A 22,425-nucleotide genomic window follows, 5' to 3' on the forward strand; every position below is an offset into this window, starting at 1 on the left:
ATGCACCATCTTAATGACACCTTTCGAAGGGAGATACCATTTGCGGCGATGAACAGAAAAAGCGATCCTCATTTTACGACACGTCAGAAACAGATACTCTGTTCTGGAGGTGCAGTGGCCTGTTTTGCTTCTGAACTCATTCATCTCTGGCTCTTACCTGCACAGTATGACGTCTTCATCGGCTATGGGCTGATCTTTTTGCTTATTGCTATGGCTCAAGGAGTTATCGGGGCGAATCTCTTATTTGCTCCACCCCGTCGCCTTCTGACGTTTGGTCTCTGGGTCAATGGCTCCCTTGTCTTTCTCTATCTCTTCACGCACACGGTTGGCGTGCTGGTTGGAGAAGCCTTTCTGCTTTTACCTGTTGATCCGTTTGGGGTTGTCGCAACACTTTGTGAGATGCTCGTGATTGGCCTGCTCTTTTTGCTACGGCGTGAAAGTCCTAAGGAGCCAAAACAAAAAAAGACGAGAGGAAGTATGCAAAAAAATGCACACTCTCCCTCTCTCTCTTTGTTAAGGCCCTTGAGTATGAATGGAACGAAAAACAACGCTAAGGAAATTGGTCTTGTGATGAATGCTGAGTGGAATGTGCAAGATGAGGTAGGCCCAGGATAGGCCCTTGAGTATGAATGAGGGTGGGCGAAGATCCTAGCGATTTTAAGTAACTGTTCAGAAGAGCTATGCCATTGCGTCCCGGCAGCCAATCTGCTAAGGTAGGACTATGAACAGAGAGGAAGACCGCGATTCCCTTCGGGCAGAAAATCACCGCCTGCACGAGCAGGTCCAGGATCAAGAAGGGGTCCCGACATAATTTCCCCGATAGATTCCGCTAAGGGCAAGCAAGAAGTAAAAAGATTGGTGATTTATTCCGCTAAGCCTGGATTCCCAGTTTGTTCTTACTAGCAAATGCCTTGCCAAGTAAGCAAGGTTAGTCTTCCAATGTAAGTACTTGCCCACCGATATGAGCACTGAGACAAACATATCTGGAAATACAGCTCTCCTCCTAGCTTTTTTCATCGATGCCTTGTAGATTGGAGTGCTTTGGAAAAAGGGAAGGAGTATCTTTCCGCATGATTTCCAGATTCCGAGATCAAGCCTTCCGATCAGCGTTCTGTGAAAAGCCAACGCAACCCGTCCATAAGCATGAGAAAAAAAGCATCGAAGGTATGTCCATAGCCATGCTGTGTGACCAGACGGATGTTTGCTCCACGCTCCTGGAGTCGTTCAGCAAGCACCTGGGAACTTGGTTGAGCATGTTGCTCCCCAAGTCCAAAATCTCCCTGGCTCAGAAAAAAACGCCCTCCTCCAGGCCAGTCTCCTGCTAACGCAAGGATGGTATTTAACCCCTCCCGATGTCGAGGGGAGATACAGAGGCCACCCGCGAATGCTCCTGGTTTCGCGAGGATGAGTTGCAAGGCCATCGAGGCTCCATTGGATGATCCAATCACCCAGCACTGGCCCAACGCATAACGAGCTGCAACAGAGGGAAGGATCGTATCCCATACAAAGGTACGGGCGGCTTGATTACGACGCCCTCCGGCCAGGTACTCTTCGGGTCGCGCTCCACCGCCATGGTCCATAGCCACAACAATCACGGGAGGCATCTCTCCAAGCTTCCACAGCGTTTCCGGCAAACCGGGGAGCCAACGCAGTTGGTCGATTTCAGATTGTGCGTCGAACCAAAAGAGAGCAGGATAGGGCTGACGAGCAGAATAGTTGTGAGGAACATACACACGTATCCTGCGTGCGTCGTCCGCTAATCCAGGCGCAGGGAGCACCATATCCTCTGCCAATGACATGCGCCCCGAGGAAAGCGACAAGAGCGCGGGAAGGTCTGGTCCACGTAGATCAGGTTGGTGGCGAGGAGAAGGTGCTTGCTTCCCTTTGACCATCACTCGGATACAAGAGCAAATGGTGCGTGGCAATGAAGGCGCATCAAGATCTGCTCCCCAAACAGAGGTGCCAGGGATCTGCTCCAATGGCTGAGGAGTAGCAATCCACTCGGTGATGCACAGAGGAACGGCGGTTCCTGGGTCGCCTTCCCAAAGCACGGTGATGGTTCCACTTGGATGAACGATGGGAGAAGAAAGCGCCGGTGTCAGGAGTTCTGGATGTCGGCGCAGGGAAGCAAAGGTCGGAAGAAATTCACATCCATTCATATGTTATGTCCCAATGACTTTCCATATTGTTTCATATCTGGCCCACCTCTGTCCGGTATTGGGTGTGTTCATTTTGCGTTTGTCGTGAGACTTGCAACGCAGGACTCCGCCGCTCGGAGAAAGAGTCCACATGGGGCTTGCCCTCAAATATATAGCCGATAGCGAATGGAGCGTGCTTGAGGATGGGCTGTCGGTAGGTTTCGGCAAACTGCGGGCCAATATCGCCATGGGCATAGCTTTTCACCTGGGGGGTATATTCGAGCCACACCAAGAGACGTTCCTCAAGCTGGCTACAGAACGGCTGCCGGATGGGGGTGCCTGTTTTGAGGCTCAGAATTCGTCCTGAAATGGAGCGGCCTGCTATTTTGAAGAGATCAATCCCTTCGACTGCTGGTGCACCCGTGAGCGAATCTACCTACCCTGTGCAGCTGTCTTGCTCATTCTACGAGTGTGTCATGCTCTCGATGAGGAGCACAATTTACATATCCATTGAACAGTATACCTGGTAGGAAACAGTTTTTCCAGAATTCTCGCGTGCAATTCCATCCTTCAGCGTACATTTTCATCCTTCCGTGCAAAATCAGTCAACCTTCCAGTTAATTTACCACTTCTTCAAATGCGAAGGCGATTGTCCTGTATCCTGGTAAGAATGACCCGCAATGTGTAGAATGGAGATGGGATGCCAACCATATTGAGCAACAACTTCTGACGGAAGTCCAGACTTTATGGACCTCTCAAACAAACGACTTTCTCTTTGGTGGCATCATTGACTACTGGCAAAAAGATGGTGGCAGCAAGCTGTTCTAAGAGAAAGGGGTTGGACTGGTGACGATTCATGCCAGAAGGCTTTTACAGGGGCCGATTATCACGCCTGAGAGTAATGAAACCATCGGAACCAATATCAATGGGCCATCTCTTATTCGTGTCCCTGATTGGGTCTCTCACCCCCTTGGTCGCTACTATTTATATTTTGCTCATCATAACGGAACCTTTATTCGTCTTGCTTATTCCAATCATTTACAGGGTCCCTGGCAGATTTATAAACCAGGAACGCTTTTATTGAAGCAAACACCATGTATCCATCATATAGCATCGCCAGATGTTCATATTGATCATGAAACGAGAGCAATCAGAATGTATTATCATGGTTTGATGCCAGATGGAAAAAGCCAGAAAACCTTTCTCGCTGTTTCGTATGATGGGCTTCACTTTACGTCGTATACAGACATCCTTGGTAATTCCTATTTTCGTGTGTTTCAGTGGGAAAATTATTATTATGCCCTTGTCATGCCAGGAGAATTGAGGAGATCAAGGAATGGTCTAGACAGTTTTGAACCAGGACCAATGCTGTTTCATGAACATATGCGCCATAGTGCTGTCCTGCTTGCCAGTGATCGCCTCCTGGTCTTCTATAGCCAGGTTGGTGATACCCCAGAAGGTATCCTCGTTTCTGAAATTGCACTCACGGTTGAGTGGACACAATGGAAAGAAAGTAAACCAACAATCGTGTTACAACCAGAACGTTCGTATGAAGGTGCTGAGCTCCCACTTTCACCTTCCGTGCGTGGTTTAGCTGCTACAAGAATGCATCAATTGCGAGATCCTGCTGTTTATGAGGAAGACGGAAAACAGTACTTGCTCTATACGGTTGCTGGAGAATACGGAATTGCACTTGCACAATTATTCTTTCCTAAAGAGAGCCTGCCAACCACATAAGTGAAGTGATTCGTTAAATGGAACCAGGATTGCCCTGGCCCCTGGTGAACAGAGATTGGCAGAGGTATTTCCTCCAATACGTAAAGAGAGCAAATATGGTACAGTTGCAAGAAACGAACGTTTTCTGGACATTCGCCTCCTTCTCCTCATGGTCCGAGCGCAGCCTCCTTTACGGTATACCTTCACCCACAAGTATCTTGCCGAGCATCCTGGGGATCTCATCGGACTGGCGACACTGTTTGGGCACATCTTACTGAACACCATAAGAATCTACAGGTAGCCGACCATTGAACAGCTTTCACACCGTGTCGAACAGCCTCGACAAATGCGTACTGCGGTTAGTTTGATCCATTTCTCCTATCTGGCTTGTTGGTTTACTTTCAGGAGTGCTATGCTCATGGACACTCCCACACGAATATCAGATGAGCTTTCCTTGCTGTCATTCACCACCAGCGTGAACCAGCCACAATCCTGCCGTGAAATGCCTGGGACGTTTGTCTGGCGGCTGATCCAACTCGTGGAGAGGCGTGAAATCATACCTGCAAAGGAAAGATTCCCCTATGCCTGTTGAGTATCTTACCGAAGTCCAAGAACAACGCTATGGACGCTACGTTGGTGAACCATCCCCTGAACAACTTGCCCGGTATTTTCACCTGGATGATGAGGACCGGAAGCTCATTCGAGAGCGGCGAGGAGACCACAATCGCCTCGGCTTTGGCGTGCAAATTGGAACGGTCCGCTTTCTCGGAACGTTTCTCAGCGACCCGATCAATATTCCCATTGGGGTGATTCGCTATGTGGCAGAACAACTAACCATTGCCGATCCAGGATGCATTACGCACTATGCCGAACGTGTTCAGACCCATCAGGATCATGCCCAGGAAATACGCAAGAGATACGACTATACAGAATGGTCCTCGCCTCTTGGGGGATTTGCCCTCACGCGTTTCCTCTATGCACGGGCCTGGATAGGAACCGAGCGTCCCAGTGTTCTCTTTGATCTCGCAACTGCTTGGCTGCTCGATAAGAAAGTTTTGCTGCCCGGCGTCACCACGCTCACCCGTCTGATCTCTGCTGTTCGTGAGCGGGTCGCAGAGCGTTTGTGGCAGCGCCTGAGTCAGAGTATCACCCCCGAACAACAAACCGATCTGGATGGCCTGCTCGCACGTGCAGGCACGTCTCGGATCACCAATCTTGAGCGCTTGCGTCGTGCTCCCACCAGAGCCAGCGCACCGGTCCTCGTAGCTGCCCTGGCCCGCCTGAGCGAGGTACGCCACCTTGGCACGAACACCCTCGATCTGGCGAACGTACCAGCCTCACGCATCAAAGCCTTGGCCCACTATGCGGTGACAACGAAGGCTCAAAATATTGCGAACTTGACACCTGATCGCCGCACGGCTACTCTGGTCTCTTTAGTGCACACACTGACCATGACCGCTCAGGATGACGCTCTTGATGTCCTGGATATGCTGATGCGGGATCTGCTTGCCCGCTCGGTGCGCACTGGCCGCAAGGAACGCTTACGCACGTTGCGCGATCTTGACCAGGCTGCACTCTACTTGGCAGAGCAAACCGAAAAAGTGATCACACCTGATTGGTCTGATGAACAGGTGCGCACGTTTTTGAATGAGAAGCAGGTGAAAATCGCTGAGGCTGTCGCCACGATTTATGACATTGCACGCCCTCCTGACGACAACTATCATCAAGAAGTGGTAGAGCGCTATCCCACGGTCCGCCGGTTTCTTCCTTCTCTTCTGCGAACAATCTCCTGGTCCAGTAATGAAGCGGGAAAGCCGGTGCTCGATGCCATGAACTTTCTGCGAGATCTGGAAGGACGCAAACATCCGGACCTTTCAGCAGCCCCTATGGAGGTCGTTCCTGTCAGTTGGAAACGCTATGTTGCCCCTGTAGGTCAGTCCGTTGATCGTCGGTACTATACCCTCTGTGTGATGGCCCGTTTGCAAGAGGCGATGCGCCGCCATGATGTTTTTGTGATTCAGAGCACGCGTTGGGGTGATCCTCGTGCCAAATTATTGACAGGAGCTGCCTGGGAAAGTGCTCGGCCCACTCTCTGCCAATCATTAGGGCGAAAGGCGGAACCAAAATTGGAAAGAGAGGAACTTTCTCGCCGCTTAGACGAGGCGTATAGGCGGGTCGCAGGATGCTTTCCCACCAACCCGGCAGCTCGAATTGAGAAGGTGAAAAACAAAGCGGGGCAGGAACAAGATACCTTAGTTCTCACTGGCCTGGAGAAAGTAGAGGAACCAGACAGTTTACACCTGCTTCGTCACCGGATCGCGCGACGATTACCAACAGTGGATCTCCCGGAACTCTTACTGGAGATTCAGGCACGCACAGGCTTTGCCTCGGAATTCTCCCATATCAGCGAAGGAGGGTCGCGCGTTGATGACCTACCCACCTCCATCTGCGCCGTCCTCATTGCCCAGGCATGTAATATCGGGCTGACTCCATTAGTGCGCAAAGGAATACCGGCTTTAGAGCGGGATCGACTCTCCTATGTTCAACAAAATTATATCCGACCAGAGACACTTTCCCGTGCCAATGCCCGTCTGGTGGATTACCAAGCTCAGATTCCGCTGGCACAGGCGTGGGGAGGTGGCGAGGTAGCGAGCGCTGATGGACTTCGCTTTCTCGTTCCTCTGAGGACCTTGAATGCTGGACCCAATCCCAAGTACTTTGGAACCGGGCGCGGTATTACTTTGATTAACTATACCAGTGATCAGTTTAGCGGTTTTAAAAATATTGTTGTGACCGGCACTCTTCGCGACTCTCTTGCAGTTTTAGAAGGGCTGCTCAATCAGGAAACAGGGCTCCGTCCCAAAGAACTGATGACCGATACGGCATCCTATGCCGACATCATCTTTGGTCTCTTTCACCTGTTGGGCTATCAGTTCAGCCCACGCTTGGCTGATATCGGCTCGACACGCTTCTGGCGGATAGACAAAGCAGCTCACTACGGGGTGCTCAATGATCTAGCACGTCATACTATCGATACCGATCTGATTGAGGACAATTGGGAGGATCTCTTACGGGTCGCAGGCTCTCTGAAAATGGGAACCGTCAATGTGACTGACTTACTTCGCGCTCTTCAAGGAGGAGGGCGTCCTTCCACGCTGGGACGAGCCATTGGAGAACTTGGCCGTATTGCCAAGACACTTTTCTTACTTTCCTATATTTCTGATGAAGCCTATCGCCGCCGTATTCTCATTCAACTCAATAAAGGGGAAAGTCGTCATAGTCTGGCGCGGGCCACCTTTTTCGGACAAAAGGGTGAGGTCCGTCAACGTTATCGAGAGGGACAGGAAGAGCAGCTTGGAGCGCTGGGCTTGGTGGTCAATGCTATCGTTCTGTGGAACACGTTATACATGAATAGAGCGGTAGAAGATATGCGTGAGAGAGGAATGGCCGTTCTATCAGAGGATGTTGAGCGCCTCTCACCCCTTGGATACGATCATGTGAATCTGCTCGGTCGATATACGTTTTCTCTTTCCGAAGAGGTTCGCCAAGGGGCCTTCCATCCCTTACGTGAGCTAGAAGAAACAGTACAAGAGGAGAGGCAACCGGAGCAGAAGGAGTCAGAAGAGACTTCTCAAGACGAGGCGACAGCGTAATCTCTTCTCATCTTTCATGATGATGGTTGAGGGTCTTCTGCCAATTTCTTTCCCTCGGCAGGAGACCCCATATGATTATCCCCCCATGTCGCATATGGGCTACTGGTTTCTCTACAATGACGATGATGGTTAAAGATCGTGTATATTACCCAGTTCAATTTCCTTAGCGTTGTTTTTCGTTCCATTCATACTCAAGGGCCGTTAAGGAGAAACAGTATGACTGAGACCCCTTTTCCCCATGCTTCTTTGATCTCTTGTAGTTGAGATCCTTAGGGAATAAATCGTTTTCAGGAAACAATGCAATTTTCGTTGGGTGGCTGGCGACGAGCGCCTGGTTGTATATGGTGAAGCTCTTGCAATGCTGACAGGATTACTTGCAGCGTGGCAGGGGAAGCATAACAAATGTCCTTCATACTCACGGGTTCAGTTCTGCCTTTCATAAAGAATTTTTGCTGGTCAATCATAACCTGAAGAACCGTGTCATCCTGCACTAACTGCAGAATTTGATTGAGCCACCTTACCTGTTGCTGCTCGATCTGGCACAATTGCCAATATGCAGTGCGCAACTCTTGCGCAGACATATGTTGAGGGGTATCAGTATCTAACACCTCCTGACGTCCACCTGCGACGACCTGGATGTGCTGGGCCTGGATCAGATCCTGTAGATAGAAATTACGCTGTACCACATCCCAGAAAACACCAATAACTTCACTACTCACCAGACTTCCAGCAGCCTGCGGAGGAATCGAGGATGTGCTTCTATTGAGTGATGCTGATAAAGAAGTACTTGTTGTAGTATTGGCAGGTGCTGGGGTTTTCGGAGAACTACTCACCGTCTTTTTTCCTGGCTGTGCAGGCTGTTGAGCCAGAGAAGTACCCGATGCACTTTTAATAAGCTGCGCAAGCTGCTCAGGAAATGGGGTGCTAGCAAAGTGAGCATCATCAACCGCAGGAGCAAGAGAAGCGCCAGGATAGGAGAAGGTACTGGCCGCGAGGCGAGCATAGATTGCCCTGAACGTTTCAAGGTTGCCGTCAAACTCTTGTCGCAACTGACGACTACTATCCTCCTCGATCTCTTTCTGAAAACTCTGAGCGTCAGGAGAGGCTAAGTTTTTCTTCAAGTAGTCCGCAAGCACGAGAAAGCGCTTGCTCGTGACAGACGCGATAAAGAAGTGACCAGCATCTTTCGTCAAAAGGCCCAGAGGTCCGCCCAGCACACGATAGAATTTATTCAGCTCCATCTCGCTCAATTGTGGATCGCGCAACGCCTTGATCAAATGCCCATAATCGGCGGCATGGAGCGCGAACTCATGCACCATTGTTTCTAAAGCAAAGCCCAGATTATGAGCTCCTGCCCAGGTAGGATTGAAACCAATACGAACATTGAGAACCGCAGTGCGAAGTTGTTGCGTAAGAAAGTCCACCTCTGGATCGGAATCGAGTGCATGCAAATGCTTGTTGCCAATTTCGAAGCGGGTAAATGCAAATTCTTTCTCAGCGAGTTGAACATCCTCGAAAATGAGATGAGTATTGGGGCTCTGCTCACACAACGCCCAGAATGCCTTCCCCGCACCGGTACTCTGAACGGCTTGAGCCAATAGTTGATACGCTTTTGGATAGAGACCTGCATGGAGATTGTCGATCTGGATCATACTCACGTTCCTCCGAATCATTATACAGACAAAAACGATTCATGCTCATGTGAATAAACACGAGCATATTACTGAACGAGAGAAACAATGATTTATCGCATAACCTTAGCGAGACTTTATCCAAGTGACGCCGCGAGAGCGAGCGTATTCATGTACCATGCTGAGACGAGATGCTGCATGACAGAAGAGGAGCGCAAAAAATATGGAGCAGACACCGTCCGCGTGATGGGATCGAGGCTGCATCCATTCATCAGTGGTCAGCCTTTCCGCATTCGGTATCTGCAAGAGGTTCTTCTATTGGTCAGCAGCTGGAAGGATAAAAAAGGCTAGAGTACTTCTTTTTTATCAATCACTGCCTGGAGGTCGGCAGGAACTGGTGCCTCAACATCAATGAGCTTACCGCTTATTGGATGAGTGAAGCGGAGTTGATAGGCATGCAGAAATTGACGATGGAGCTCAATGTCGGGCTGCATGCGACCAGAGCCATACATAGGATCGCCTACAATAGGATGATTGATTGCCTTGAGATGAACACGGATCTGGTGTGTTCGCCCCGTCTCCAGTTGGAGCAATAACAGCGTATGTCGCGTAAAACGCTCGACGACACGAAAATGGGTTCGTGCTTCGCGCCCTTCGGTGACGGTAATCGTCATCTGCTGGCGATGGCGCTGATCGCGTCCAATCGGAGCATCGATACTACCACGATCAAGCGAAACAATGCCCTCTACCAGAGCCAGATAGCGCTTCTCAATCTCATGGCGTTTCATCTGCTCAATCAGAGCGGTCTGGGTGGCGAGATTCTTTGCCACTATGATCAGGCCAGAGGTATCACGATCGAGGCGATGGACAATGCCTGGCCGCAACCCTTCCTCTCCCTGCATCTCGTCGCTCTCACCAGGGATCTCTGCTTTTATCTCAGCCTCAGGGCCGATCTCTGACTTCAGTGCAGATTGCAGCTCGGGATAATGTGCGACCAGCGCATTCACCAGCGTATCATCATAGTGACCAGGTGCTGGATGGACGACGAGTCCAGCTGGTTTGTTTACAATTAAAAGGTCGGTATCTTCATACACAATATCGAGGGTGAGATCTAACGGCTTGATCTCGCGAGGCACCGGGGCCGCAATGATGGTGAGAAGATGAACACTATCGTTCACACGGAGAGCGTAGCCTGGCTTACTCTTCTTCTCATTAACCAGGACGGAACCTTCGGTGATAAGCTGTTGAATACCCGTTCGCGATACTCCATCGATCAGCGTTGTCAAAAAGCGGTCGAGGCGCTGACCTGCCTGCTCAGACTCGATCGTCCAGGTCTGTCCGATCTCTGCCTGACGGGGATCTAATACTGTTGGGGTTGATTGCTTAGGATTTTGCATCTTGCTCCGTAGATTGTAATGGACCACTCGTGTGAGCGGAAGCTGTTGAGATTGGTTGAATGCTCTCATCTTTTGTTGACGCTGACTTCTGCTGTAAACCACCTCCAAAGAGGACCAGCATAAAAAGGAGGGCGACACCAATCGAGATAAAGGCATCGGCGACGTTGAAAATAGCGAAATAAAAGTTCATCTCTGGAATACGGAATGAGATGAAATCGACCACGGCCCCACCACGGAACAAGCGATCTACAATATTTCCTACTGCCCCACCGATAATCAGGCCAAATACCACTTTGTACAGCAGCGGGCCTGTATTAAGGATGCGCCCATAGAGATACGCCACGACGCCAATCGCTAGTAGAATAAAAACAATCAGGAAAAGGTTGCCCTGGAACATACTAAACGCCGCCCCGTTATTCAAAATATGCTCAAAGACAAGATAGCGGCCCAGAATGGGAAAGGGTGCCTCACTATATAAGGGTATAGTGTTGACAACAAGAGTCTTTGTCCATTGGTCAAGGGCAATAACGACAATGACTGTCAACAGGGCCAGGGCATCATAAAGACGGGCTCGTTTAGCTAGCACGATGTTTCTGTTCCTTCTTTCATGGACTATCAATTAGCTGCTATATTGTACCACAGATGGGGCTCGTTGTTGAATTCTCTTTCAATGACTATGGGAAGTCTCAAAGGATCTCACGTTGATCTGAATCTCTACTCTGAATCTCTACAAAGGTCGGAGCTGTTCTAGCCAGGTTTTGACCTGATATTGCTGAGCATCTTTTAGTTGTTGAAAAAGTTCCAGGCTCTGATGACCTGAGGACTTTGCCTCTATACTCTCTCCCATTGCAGCAGCCGACTGTGCAAGACCAAAATAAGCCTGAGCGACAAGCTGTAATCCCTGCATCTTTTGAGCCTCAATCAACATCTGATGAAACAGTAAGCGGGCTTCATGTGGTTTTCCTTGCTGTAAAGCCAATAGACCCAGTTCGCCACGTGTCTCATTAATTAACCAGTGTTGATTCATAGCTTGAGCTAGATGAAGAGATTCCTGCAAATAACGTTCTGCCTGGTCATAATTGCCTTCGATACGCTCAATCATTCCCAGGTTCTGGAGCACTGAACTAATACGTAAGCGATGGTGTAATTTACGTGCGATAGCGAGGCTTTCATGTGATCGCTTGCGTGCCTCATCGTATCGCTGTCGGTGAATAGCAACCATACCTATATTCATTAATAGCGCAGCCTGCCTCTGGAGATGCTGGAAGCGCTGAGCGTACTCCAGGCCTTGTTGATAATAGGTATTAGCCTGGTCATACTCTCCACGACGGACAGCCTGAACCCCCATATCCTGTAAGAACGCCCCGGCATACCACCAGTTCTCTGATTGAAGAGAGATTTCAAGCCCTTGTTGATAGAGCAGACTTGCCTGCTCATAATCACCCATATTGTCTGCGGTCTCACCTTGATAGAGCAAAGCCATGCAGAGCGTCTCTTGATCATTAATCTCCTGAGCCTTCTGTACACCCCGTTCCAAATAGGTCAGGCTGCGAACGTACTCCCCCATATCGCCAACAATACCAGATGCTCTAACCAATAATTGGGCTAAGAGTGGAAGTTGGGCCCGCTCTGCTATAGCAACGCCTTGTAGATACATCTGTTCAGCATCTGGAAAGTGGCTTCTCCTCTCGGCACTGATGCCTATTTTTAGATACATCATTGCCAGACCCTCTTGATCTCCAAGCTTTTGAGCTGCCTGGAGCGCACGTGGGAACCAGATATCAACCAGATCATAGTAACATTGATCAATAAAGAAGGTGGCGATGCCCAATACTCCTTTGAGCAGCTCTTCATTCATATCTTTTGCATAGGCCGCCTCAAACGCTGCCAGGATCGTCTCAATATCCTGTTCTAATACATGTTCATCAGCTTTATGCGCATGAATATATTCGATAACACAGATAACCAGGCGCTTTTCAATTCTGATATCTTTTTTATTGTCTTTACGGGCAAGGGTGGCATAGTCTGCTATCGTCTGATGAATTTGATAACGGCCAGGGAGATAACTTTCCAGGAGCCCACTATCGACGAGACGATCTAACACTGCGAACGGTTCATGAATCACGGCCAATGCAATCTCTTCGGCGAAATGAGCTGGCTTCGCTGGAAGAACTGAGAGGGCTCTCAGGGCTTCCCGTACTTTTGGGGGAAGAGCCTGATCGCTAATTTCAATGGTGGTCTGTAGTGAGATGCTAGAGCCAAATGGTCTGCTTAATCCCTGTTCCCATGGGACACATGGTTCGGTTAAACGAAGCCGCTCTTCGATATTTTGCCGTAACGTCTGGAGGGCTGTAAAAACTCTGCGGGGCTGGCCGCTTCGTGCTTGAATGTCCAGATAGTGGCCGATTAATTGCAGCGCCAGTGGTAGACCGCCAACACTTTGAATAATCTCCTCGATGGCTATTCTATGTTCTTCCGTCAGCAAAGGAGCAAGGTAATAGAGAAAAGCCAGCGATTCTTCTAAAGGCAGCTCATGCACAGGCACAACATGTTCATGAGCAAATGCATGGGCCAGTGCGGGAAAGCGGGTAGTGATGAGATAACAGCATTGTGGCCCTCCAAGGCGAAAGCTCAGTGCATCTGCAATCTGCCATGCATCATCAATCAGAAAGAGCATGCGGCTCTCTCCAATTAAATCATGGAGCGTTGTGCTTAGTCCGGCCAGATCGTTATATTGCTCGATGGCGGCAGGAGAGAGGCCCAATTTTAAGGCAAGCTGTTTTAAAATAGAGAAGAGATGGGGGCGCTCGCCAAGACTAATCCAGAAGATTCCCTGGTGAAAATATTGTTGAATCTGATTCTGCTGCCCAATCGCTGCTGCAAGGGCGGTCTTACCCACTCCCGGCAAACCGCTAAGAGCGAAGGCTCCTTTGTATATAACCACTTGATCTACAATACGCTGGATTAATTGCTCACGCCCAACTAAATCCGCGCGGATGAGAGGGACAGTAAAGTTACTCATGGGGAGAAGTGGAGGGGTGCTCCGCCTCTGACCGGATGAGGCACTTTGGCGCTTCTTCCTCGTAAAACCTAATTCTTCGTCGGTCATTCCAAATAGCTCACATAATGCTCTTTGATAAAAAAGCGATGGTTGAGTCACACCTTGCTCCCATCGATTGACTGTAATCGGGCTGACCTGGAGCTGTTCTGCAACCTCGGCCTGAGTCCATTTGTGCTGAAAGCGGGCTTTCTGTAACCGCTCATTGGGCTCTGATTTTTCACTCATACGCTCTGACCTTCCATCACTTTCCAAGATTCTGCAAATACCTCGTTTTAAGAAAAAAGTACCGCAAAAATAATACCATACAAGAAACTGTTAAGAAAGTGTTATATTACTGGTATTTATTTATAGGGAAAGCTATGCCATACTGTTCTGCAAGTAAAGGATTCTTCTGAGGTGGTTCCTCATAAAGGAGTAACGTTCGTGAAGTATGCCTTCTTAAAAGTTTTTGTCTCCTTTTTTCTTGCAACTTGCTTGCTGGCAATCTCTCTTCCAAACATGTCTATTTTTGTCTGCTATAGTATCCTCTATGGACTTATTCTTTGGATTGGCTTGAACCGTCTTCTCTACATTCATAGTCTTAAAGGTTATCCTGAACGTAGGGATGTAGTGAGGATTCACTGTACCGACGAAAAGGAGAGCATTAAAAAAACCATTTCTGTTCCCCTTGTGGAAAATGATGGCTCTCCTCTGCAAGACGAAACAGAGCTACTCCATCATTAAGATACTGTCGGAACAGAGAAGGACGGCACACCCCCATTAGAGTAGTGTGCCGTCCTTCTCTGTTCCAGCCTTAGTTGATATCGCTATCATAAAGCTCTTGTTGCCCTAGATTTACTTTCTCTAATTTCTCCTCGTCCTCTATGCACCTCAACGCCCATGGAAGTGCTTCAAGGCGTTTTTCTGGAATGACCTTCCCACACTCAATACACTTCCCATAGGTGCCATCTTCGATACGCTTCAATGCTGTATTGATCTCACTTAAAAGGGCTTGATCATTCACCAGAAGAGACTGCTCTTGCTGCGTCTCAAGAAAATCAACAGCGATCTCTTCAAACTCCTGCGACCCCTCACTGATCTCTTCGGTGCTCACTGGCGTGGGATAGGCTTCGGTCAGACTTGCCGCATTATTCTGTATTTCAGCTCTGCGCTGCTCTAACTTTTTCTTTTGCTCTTGTATGTTCAGTGTCATAGCACTAATGATCCTTTCCATTCTGATCCATCCTGAGTGACCCTCAGAAATAGAGCCTTCGACATACGCTTGCTCGATATGCAACAAGATACCACAAAATAAGAGGGCTACATTTGAGATATATGAGCCTGTAACAGATACACGCAGGCCATCCTTTTTTAGTCTCAAAAGAGCCTCTCGGCAGTCGTATTATTTTCCGGTCGATGGCATGGTACGAGTAACAGGAGAAAAATTAAATAGAGGCAGTTTAATTATATATAGACAGACAGAGTGCAATATTGTAAGATTTAGCATGTTATTTGAATATTTTACTGTACTTTAGCTTATTAGATTTTACAGGAGTTTGTATGGATTCATCTCCTCTTCACGCAGAGTCACCGAAAAAGGCGTGGCTCATTAATCGTAATTATGCTTTTCTCTGGAGTGGTCAGGCGATCTCAAATCTGGGCGATATGGTCTTTGACACAACGCTGGTGCTCTGGGTCTCCACAAAGATTGCTGCACATCAGAGCTGGGCTCCACTGGCAATCAGTGGAGTAATGTTATCCGCAGCACTCCCTACACTTCTGATTGGCCCACTTGCGGGTGTGTTTACCGACCGCTGGGACAAACGCCGCACTATGCTCCTGATGGATTTTAGTCGAGCTCTGTTTGTTCTCCTCTTGTTTGTAGCGGCTCTCCCACTCCCATTACACATCTCTCCGAGTGCAACATTGACTATGATCTATGCGATGGTTGCACTCAATGCGACCTGTTCTCAATTTTTTGCTCCAGCGCGAACTACCTTGATTAGAGATACAGTTGAGGCAAAAGATCAGGCACGAGCTGGAGGACTGGCTCAGGTCTCCCAGAATCTGGCAATTATTATTGGCCCTCCCTTAGCAGCTCCACTCCTGTTTGTGGTTGGAGTAGAGTGGGCACTCCTGATTAATGCGCTCTCATTTGTGGTCTCATTTTTTGCTATCTTGATGGTACGCTCTCACAAAATCGTTGAACCAGAGGGACAGAAGGATCATGGTCAGTTGAGTTTCTGGAGTGAGTTGCGAGCTGGCCTGACATTCTTTGGTCATAGTCAGATCTTAATGACCTTATTAATCTGTATTACGATTGTGACGCTTGGAACCGGGATGATGAATGTGCTGGATGTCTTTTTTGTGACCCGGAACCTTCATGTAGATAGCAGTCTCTATGGCTTGATAGGGATGGGCTTTGGGGCTGGCTCAATTCTTGGGGCGGTCATCTCAACTTTTTTTACACAACGTCTGGAGGTTGTTCGCACCTTCTGGGGCTGTCTTGTGATGGCTGGATTACTGATATTTGCCTATTCACGAATGACGAGCTTTATTCCTGCATTGATGATCTTCACTATAGTGGGTATTCCTATCGCAGCCCTTAATACAGCTTTCTTTCCATTACTACTCCATGCCACACCAAGAGAGATGCTTGGGCGTGTTCTATCCGTCATTAATCCCACTCAGACCTTAGCCGCGTTAGTTTCAACTTTGTTGGCAGGCTTCCTTGCCAGTCAGTTTAGCTTTCATACATCTGTATTGGGGAGTAATTTCGGGACGATTGATACGATCTTCAGTGGGGGTGCTCTTATGATCATCCTGGGTGGAGTCTATGCTCTCGTAACGCTGAGTCATATTCGCCTGGATGAGTGAAAAAGAAAGGTCCGGAGTGTTCATGCAGTGGTCGCTGCATGAACACTCCGGACCTTTCTACGTCTATTTTTATATGTATACTTATTTTTCATTCTTGTCTCGTTATATTTTATGGCTATATGAATTATGAGGGTGATTAGCCTTAATAGGTAGATAGCTATGGCCCTATATCCGTATCTGCCCATCCTTACTATTGGCAATGGCTTCCTTGCCAGATCTATGCAGATCGGCATATGATACCTCTACTAGTATCTGCATCCCTCTGCTGGTGCCTTCGATGGGCTGCTTCGGACTGGAAGGCACGCTAGATTGCGCCCTGCCAACCTTGCTCAATGTGCTATGCTGAAAATGCATAGGCGAATGATAGATTAGAACAGAAGGATAGAAGGATGTCTGCATCTCAACTTCCACCTGGCTCTGGTGGCAAAAATCATGCTACGACTCAGCGCGAAACACAACAGGTTTCTCTCTTTAGCGATTTTGATCTCCACCTCTTTGGTCAGGGGAAACATTATCATCTCTATGAGAAGATGGGGGCCCATCCACGAACACTCAATGGACAGATGGGCGTTCATTTTGCTGTCTGGGCACCTCGAGCACTGGCGGTCTCTGTGATTGGTGATTTTAATCAGTGGAATCGATCGGCCAATCCACTTCAATTGCGCCACGCCGATCTCGGAATCTGGGAGGGCTTTATTCCTGGTATAGAGGTGGGGGCGCTCTATAAGTTCTCTCTTTACTCACAGGCCAATCGCTATAGCGCAGATAAGATTGATCCTTATGCCTTTGCTTGTGAGCTCCGACCCAACACGGCCAGTATTGTTGCAGATATTACTCAGTATCAGTGGCAAGATACAGAATGGATTCAACAGCGTGCAGAACGGCAGAAGTTAAACTCGCCAATCTCTATTTATGAGGTTCATCTTGGTTCCTGGCGCCAGGTCCCCGAGCGACATCAACCTGGGGCAGCCGAAGAAGATCGTTTTATGACGTATCGCGAATTGGCAGATGCTTTATCTACTTATGTGAAGGAGATGGGCTTTACACATATCGAACTGATGCCGATTACAGAATATCCCTATGATGGCTCCTGGGGGTATCAGGTCACTGGCTATTTTGCACCTACCAGCCGTTTTGGAACGCCTGAGGACTTTCAATATTTTATTGATACGATGCACCAGAATGAGATTGGGGTGATTCTCGACTGGGTGCCTGCTCACTTTCCTAAGGATGCTCATGCCCTGGCACATTATGATGGCGGACCCCTCTATGAATACTCTGATTGGCGCAAAGGCGAACATAAACAATGGGGGACCTATGTCTTTGACTATGGTCGCAATGAAGTCAAGAATTTCTTAATCTCCAGTGCGCTCTTCTGGCTCCGCGAATATCATATTGATGGGATACGCGTCGATGCGGTGGCTTCTATGCTCTATCTGGACTATCTGCGCGAGCCGCATGAGCAGGTAAAAAACCAGTATGGGGGACGCGAACATCTGGAGGCGGTGGATTTTCTGCGCCAATTCAATGAAGCGGTCTATGCCGAGGTACCAGGCGCTGTAACGATTGCTGAAGAATCGAGTGCATGGCCACTTGTCTCTCGTCCCACCTATGTAGGTGGGCTGGGCTTTACGTTTAAGTGGAATATGGGCTGGATGCATGATATGCTCAGTTATATGCATCTCGATCCTATTATGCGCCGCTATCATCAGAATAATATTACGTTCTCGCTCATGTACGCATTTTCAGAAAATTTTGTGCTGCCGCTCTCGCATGATGAGGTGGTTCATATCAAGGGCTCGCTCATCAATAAGATGCCGGGCGATCTCTGGCAGCGCTTTGCGAACATTCGCGCTTTCTTCGGCTATATGTGGGGCCATCCCGGGAAGAAGCTTCTGTTTATGGGGGGTGAGTTCGGCCAATGGAGCGAGTGGAACTTTACAGAGAGCCTGGACTGGCATCTCCTCCAGCCTCCCAGTAATCCTCTTCATGAGCAGCTTCGCCTGTTTATTCGCGATCTCAACCTGCTCTATCGCCAGGAGAATGCCTTCAACGCGCTCGATAATGAGTCTGAAGGCTTTACCTGGATTGATTGCAACGATGTCGAGCACAGTGTCATTGCCTTTACACGTCAGAGCGAAGAGCCAGGGGAGACGCTGGTATTTGTCTGTAACTTTACGCCAGTCCCCCGCTATAACTATCGCATCGGCGTTCCCGTGGCTGGCGACTACTATGAACTGCTCAATAGCGATGCCACGCGCTATGGCGGTAGCGATCTGCTAAATCGACAGGATCTGAACAGCCAACCCATTGTCTGGCATGGACACAATCAATCTATCAGCCTGACTCTCTCTCCACTAAGCACAATTATTCTCAAACGACGACCAGCAAAGATCGTTGATAACAGCAAGACGACGAAGATGGTTAATGGAAGCGAGACATAAGCTCACCACAGCGTGTGTGTAAAGGCCGAGACCAGAGCCGTCGAGTATCCCCGTGGTGGGTTATGAGGGTCCAACATGGTGAATTGGCTCACCACGGCCATCATGAATGATGGGCTCTACATGTTTGTGCGATAAATCGCTCTTGAGGGGTAATTTGTTTTGGGAGGAGCAATAAGGGAGAGGGCCTATCATGAATGATGATCGGCTTCTGGAAGGCGGCGCGCGCGTAGTACCGAGGCTCCGATGGAGGCTAACAAGATCAGCGCGATAAAGCCTAATGAGAGGCCTGTGGGGATCTCATAGATGCTTGACAGGATCATCTTGACGCCTACAAAGGTAAGGATGATGGCCAGAGCCAGCTTCAGATAGTAGAATTTATGGATAATGTTGGCAAAGACAAAGTAGAGTGAACGCAGGCCCAGGATTGCAAAAACATTTGATGTATACACAATAAACGGGTCCTTGCTCACGGCAAAGATCGCTGGAATAGAATCGAGGGCAAAGATCAAGTCAGTGGTCTCAACCACAATGAGAACCAGAAACAGGGGCGTCAGAAAGAACTTACCCGCTTTCTTCACAAAAAAGCGATCCTGTTCATAGCTCTGAGTTACTGGCATGAACCGGCGCACCATTTTTAGGATAGGATTCTGCTCTGGCTCAACCTTCTCATCTCCGCGTTGAAAGCCCATCTTCAGGCCTGTATAAATTAAGAATGCGCCAAAAAGATAGATGATCCAGTGGAATTGCTCTAAAAGAAGAGCACCTACTGCAATCAGAGAACCACGCAAAAGCAAGGCACCTAATACGCCCCAGAAGAGAACACGGTGCTGATAGTTTGCCGGGACTGCGAACGCTCCAAAGAGGAGCACAAAGATAAAAATGTTGTCAACGCTAAGGGATTTTTCGATCAGATAGCCTGTAAAGAAATCAAGGGCAGGCTCGGGCCCTTGCCAGAAGTAGAGGCCGATATTAAACAACAAAGCCAGAGCGATCCAGACAACACTCCAGCTGAGAGCTTCTTTGATGGAGACCGCATGCGCCTTGCGATTGAATACTCCCAGATCGAGCGCCAGCATCGCCAACACAAACACATTAAAACCAATCCAGGCGAGAAGCGTTCCATTCAATGTGGAGGGCCCTTTCCGGAATTACCGATCTATCAATAAAAGTAAAGAGATGGAAAAATGAGTGTGAGGGGAGAGGGTATGTGACTGTAGAGAATCGATCCCCTCACATCTGAACTGAGTATAGCGCAGCTACATGAATTGATCCTGTGTTTTTGCTGAATTGAAACTGAGAAAAGACGTTTCGTTCGCTTCTTCACGCCAGCGGGAGCCAGACACTAAAGGTACTTCCCACACCTGGCTGACTTTTCACACCGATACGTCCCCCTAACCGCTCCACAAGCAGTTGGGCAATAGAGAGGCCCAGACCGGTTCCATCCTGGCGGGAACGCGCGCGGTCAGCACGATAGAAGCGCTCAAAAATATGAGGAAGGTCCTCTGCATCGATACCAATACCAGTATCCCGCACACGTAAGAGCGCCTCGGGCCCCTGTTGAATTAATGAGATACTGATTCGAGCTTGCTGACTCTCTTGCGTGTATTTAAGAGCATTATCCAATAAGATCAAAATAATACGACGAATACTCTCCTCATCGCCTCGGACGCGGACTGGATCAATCTGCTCAATCTCCAGGCTCTTCTTCATGGCACTGTCCATCTCCAAACGCCCACGGAGCTGACGCACAATATGCAAGACAGCTCGATCAACCTCGACGAGAGGCTGATGAGCAGTTGGCTGTGGCGGAAGCTGTGGGGAGACCTGATCCGCATCAACATGGGCCAGCAGTAACAGCTGCTCAACCAGTTGCGAGAGGCGAAGGGTCTCCCCATAAGCATCGGTAAGCATACTGCGCCGCTCCTCAACCGGAAGCTCTTCCATATGTCGCTGTAAGAACGAGAGGTTTCCCTGTACCGTAGTCAAAGGAGCACGCAGCTCATGGGAGGCATCGTCCACAAACCGGCGTTGCAGTTGGGCCGCACTCTCTAAATCGCTGAGCATCTGATTAAAGGTCTCTACCACTTCCACAATCTCATCATCACCACTCGGACGCTTGACGCGTAGACTGAGATTGCCAATCCGCGTGCCACTTGCGGTGGCAATAGTAATCTCTCGAGCAGTCTTCGCCATATCTGACAATGGTTTGAGCAGGCTATTGGCAAGCATCCACCCACCGACCAGGGCACCAGTAAATGTAAAGATACTGGATATGACCAGCAGAGTACGCAGAAGAATCATCGTCACATCCACATCTTCCAATGATTTAGCAACCAGTAACGCGCCAATCACCGGCTGGTGCGAGGATGGTGACGATCCAGTCTGAAGTGGAGCATAGATTGGAACACCCCGAACGCGGATATGACGACCAGCAGAAAAGATCGTCATCCAGATCGTCTGTCCATCCCCTATCATCTGCAACTGCTGCTCTCCAACAGGAATACGCTGGCCGCCTGTATTAGACAGAGCGTGTAGCTCCCCCTGTCTGTCCACAACCTCTACAACCACGCCTGGCTCACGGTACGCATCGACAGCCTGTAATGGAATATGATCTGGCCAATAGGGCTTCTGTGCCTTGAGATCCTGGGTGGTATCAACCAGTGCGATACGCACCTGCGTCTCAATGGAATGATCAACGCTTTGATTGAGTTGATTTTGCGTCAACCACAGCACAACCACAGAGAGAATAAAGAGCGTAGCCATCATAAGAAGGCTATAAAGGAGCAGCAGACGCAGGCGCACTGATCGTGGAGGCCAGCTAAAGAGCAGCCGGTTAATCTTTGAAGACATAGCCAATCCCACGAACCGTATGCAGCAAGCGCGGCTCGCCATCGCCCTCTAATTTTGTACGGAGATAGCCTACATAGACCTCCATAATATTGGATGACCCTTCAAAATCCAGGCCCCAGATTCGATCCATGATAATATCACGCGTCAGTACCTGTCGCGGACGTCTGAGGAATAAGGCCAGGAGCTCATATTCTGTCGGTGAAAGCTCAATTGTGCGCCCCCCACGATGGGCAACGCGAGTTCCTGTATCCAACTCAACATCTGCAAAATGCAGCACCTCATTGCGCTCGGTCTGATTACGGCGCAAGAGAGCTTTGACGCGAGCCAGGAGCTCCTCGTGGGCAAATGGCTTGACCAGATAATCATCCGCGCCTATCTCCAGACCCTTGACGCGATCGGCCACAGCATCGCGAGCCGTCAGCAACAACACAGGGACCCGATCGCCAGCCATCCGCAAACGGCTCACAACCTCCAGGCCGTCCAGACCTGGCAGCATTACATCCAACACAATCAGATCAGGAGCCCGCTCGAGCATACGGGTTAACGCCGCATCTCCACTCATCGCAACGGCTACGCTATATCCCTCATAGGCAAAAATACGACGGACGAGATCCGTAATCCTGGGATCATCATCTACAATCAGAATATGAGCTTTCATCTTTCCTTCTTCTCACCTTCT

The 22,425-nt window shown here is 49.1% G+C and carries 15 protein-coding genes; 6 read left to right on the top strand and 9 right to left on the bottom strand.

Translation table 11 applies throughout. The features are described from left to right. On the top strand, window positions 1–615 hold the full coding sequence (locus tag EL628_RS13775; protein WP_126580512.1) for a hypothetical protein: 615 nt from the start codon (window positions 1–3) through the stop codon (window positions 613–615). Between the two features lie 488 nt (window positions 616–1,103). Here the strand turns inward: EL628_RS13775 and EL628_RS13780 are convergent, their stop codons facing one another. Next, complete coding sequence (locus tag EL628_RS13780) at window positions 1,104–2,159, bottom strand: alpha/beta hydrolase (RefSeq protein WP_126580513.1); 1,056 nt, start codon at window positions 2,157–2,159, stop codon at window positions 1,104–1,106. A gap of 825 nt (window positions 2,160–2,984) precedes the next feature. Between EL628_RS13780 and EL628_RS13785 the strand changes: the two genes are divergently transcribed. Together EL628_RS13785 and EL628_RS13790 are read left to right on the top strand one after the other, a co-directional pair. Next, window positions 2,985–3,875, top strand: coding sequence for a hypothetical protein (locus EL628_RS13785; protein ID WP_218028915.1), 891 nt, complete (start codon window positions 2,985–2,987; stop codon window positions 3,873–3,875). Window positions 3,876–4,435: 560 nt separating this feature from the next. After that, a complete protein-coding gene (locus EL628_RS13790) occupies window positions 4,436–7,507 on the top strand; it encodes a Tn3 family transposase (protein ID WP_126580514.1) in 3,072 nt (1,023 codons plus the stop codon). 287 nt (window positions 7,508–7,794) lie between these two features. Here EL628_RS13790 and EL628_RS13795 read toward each other — a convergent pair whose 3' ends face one another. After that, a complete protein-coding gene (locus EL628_RS13795; protein WP_126580515.1) occupies window positions 7,795–9,159 on the bottom strand; it encodes a hypothetical protein in 1,365 nt (454 codons plus the stop codon). A 177-nt stretch (window positions 9,160–9,336) separates the two neighbouring features. Between EL628_RS13795 and EL628_RS29830 the strand changes: the two genes are divergently transcribed. Then, window positions 9,337–9,489, top strand: coding sequence for a hypothetical protein (locus tag EL628_RS29830; protein ID WP_161975492.1), 153 nt, complete (start codon window positions 9,337–9,339; stop codon window positions 9,487–9,489). Here EL628_RS29830 and EL628_RS13800 read toward each other — a convergent pair. From EL628_RS13800 to EL628_RS13815, 4 genes are all read right to left on the bottom strand, one after another. Continuing rightward, the gene (locus EL628_RS13800; RefSeq protein WP_126580516.1) at window positions 9,486–10,535 is read right to left on the bottom strand and encodes an RluA family pseudouridine synthase; all 1,050 of its coding nucleotides are present in this window, start codon (window positions 10,533–10,535) and stop codon (window positions 9,486–9,488) included. The genes EL628_RS29830 and EL628_RS13800 overlap by 4 nt on opposite strands. Then, window positions 10,522–11,121, bottom strand: coding sequence for a signal peptidase II (gene lspA / locus EL628_RS13805; RefSeq protein ID WP_161975493.1), 600 nt, complete (start codon window positions 11,119–11,121; stop codon window positions 10,522–10,524). Before lspA ends, EL628_RS13800 begins: the two co-directional genes overlap by 14 nt. Before the next feature lie 141 nt (window positions 11,122–11,262). Further along, window positions 11,263–13,821, bottom strand: coding sequence for a tetratricopeptide repeat protein (locus EL628_RS13810; RefSeq protein WP_126580518.1), 2,559 nt, complete (start codon window positions 13,819–13,821; stop codon window positions 11,263–11,265). Window positions 13,822–14,389: 568 nt separating this feature from the next. Then, complete coding sequence (locus tag EL628_RS13815; protein ID WP_126580519.1) at window positions 14,390–14,788, bottom strand: TraR/DksA family transcriptional regulator; 399 nt, start codon at window positions 14,786–14,788, stop codon at window positions 14,390–14,392. Window positions 14,789–15,135: 347 nt separating this feature from the next. Here EL628_RS13815 and EL628_RS13820 point away from each other — a divergent pair, with 347 nt between their 5' ends. Then, window positions 15,136–16,452, top strand: coding sequence for an MFS transporter (locus EL628_RS13820; RefSeq protein ID WP_126580520.1), 1,317 nt, complete (start codon window positions 15,136–15,138; stop codon window positions 16,450–16,452). Window positions 16,453–16,841: 389 nt separating this feature from the next. Continuing rightward, complete coding sequence (glgB, locus tag EL628_RS13825) at window positions 16,842–18,896, top strand: 1,4-alpha-glucan branching protein GlgB (protein WP_126580521.1); 2,055 nt, start codon at window positions 16,842–16,844, stop codon at window positions 18,894–18,896. A gap of 188 nt (window positions 18,897–19,084) precedes the next feature. Here glgB and EL628_RS13830 read toward each other — a convergent pair whose 3' ends face one another. The 3 genes from EL628_RS13830 to EL628_RS13840 form a co-directional block, all read right to left on the bottom strand. Beyond that, the gene (locus tag EL628_RS13830) at window positions 19,085–20,023 is read right to left on the bottom strand and encodes a TerC family protein (protein WP_126580522.1); all 939 of its coding nucleotides are present in this window, start codon (window positions 20,021–20,023) and stop codon (window positions 19,085–19,087) included. Window positions 20,024–20,216: 193 nt separating this feature from the next. Beyond that, window positions 20,217–21,746, bottom strand: a complete 1,530-nt coding sequence (locus tag EL628_RS13835) for a sensor histidine kinase (protein WP_161975494.1) — start codon at window positions 21,744–21,746, stop codon at window positions 20,217–20,219. Then, the gene (locus EL628_RS13840; RefSeq protein ID WP_126580524.1) at window positions 21,730–22,404 is read right to left on the bottom strand and encodes a response regulator transcription factor; all 675 of its coding nucleotides are present in this window, start codon (window positions 22,402–22,404) and stop codon (window positions 21,730–21,732) included. Before EL628_RS13840 ends, EL628_RS13835 begins: the two co-directional genes overlap by 17 nt. Window positions 22,405–22,425: the final 21 nt, after the last annotated feature.

It is taken from the genome of Tengunoibacter tsumagoiensis (genome assembly GCF_003967535.1).
Taxonomy (GTDB): domain Bacteria; phylum Chloroflexota; class Ktedonobacteria; order Ktedonobacterales; family Ktedonobacteraceae; genus Tengunoibacter; species Tengunoibacter tsumagoiensis.

Excerpts from the sequence above, each read along its gene's own strand:
- EL628_RS13775 (WP_126580512.1), top strand. The coding sequence starts at position 1 with ATGCACCATCTTAATGACACCTTTCGAAGGGAGATACCATTTGCGGCG.
- EL628_RS13780 (WP_126580513.1), bottom strand. The coding sequence starts at position 2,159 with ATGAATGGATGTGAATTTCTTCCGACCTTTGCTTCCCTGCGCCGACAT.
- EL628_RS13790 (WP_126580514.1), top strand. The coding sequence starts at position 4,436 with ATGCCTGTTGAGTATCTTACCGAAGTCCAAGAACAACGCTATGGACGC.
- EL628_RS13795 (WP_126580515.1), bottom strand. The coding sequence starts at position 9,159 with ATGATCCAGATCGACAATCTCCATGCAGGTCTCTATCCAAAAGCGTAT.
- EL628_RS29830 (WP_161975492.1), top strand. The coding sequence starts at position 9,337 with ATGACAGAAGAGGAGCGCAAAAAATATGGAGCAGACACCGTCCGCGTG.
- EL628_RS13800 (WP_126580516.1), bottom strand. The coding sequence starts at position 10,535 with ATGCAAAATCCTAAGCAATCAACCCCAACAGTATTAGATCCCCGTCAG.
- EL628_RS13810 (WP_126580518.1), bottom strand. The coding sequence starts at position 13,821 with ATGAGTGAAAAATCAGAGCCCAATGAGCGGTTACAGAAAGCCCGCTTT.
- EL628_RS13815 (WP_126580519.1), bottom strand. The coding sequence starts at position 14,788 with ATGACACTGAACATACAAGAGCAAAAGAAAAAGTTAGAGCAGCGCAGA.
- EL628_RS13820 (WP_126580520.1), top strand. The coding sequence starts at position 15,136 with ATGGATTCATCTCCTCTTCACGCAGAGTCACCGAAAAAGGCGTGGCTC.
- glgB (WP_126580521.1), top strand. The coding sequence starts at position 16,842 with ATGTCTGCATCTCAACTTCCACCTGGCTCTGGTGGCAAAAATCATGCT.
- EL628_RS13835 (WP_161975494.1), bottom strand. The coding sequence starts at position 21,746 with ATGTCTTCAAAGATTAACCGGCTGCTCTTTAGCTGGCCTCCACGATCA.
- EL628_RS13840 (WP_126580524.1), bottom strand. The coding sequence starts at position 22,404 with ATGAAAGCTCATATTCTGATTGTAGATGATGATCCCAGGATTACGGAT.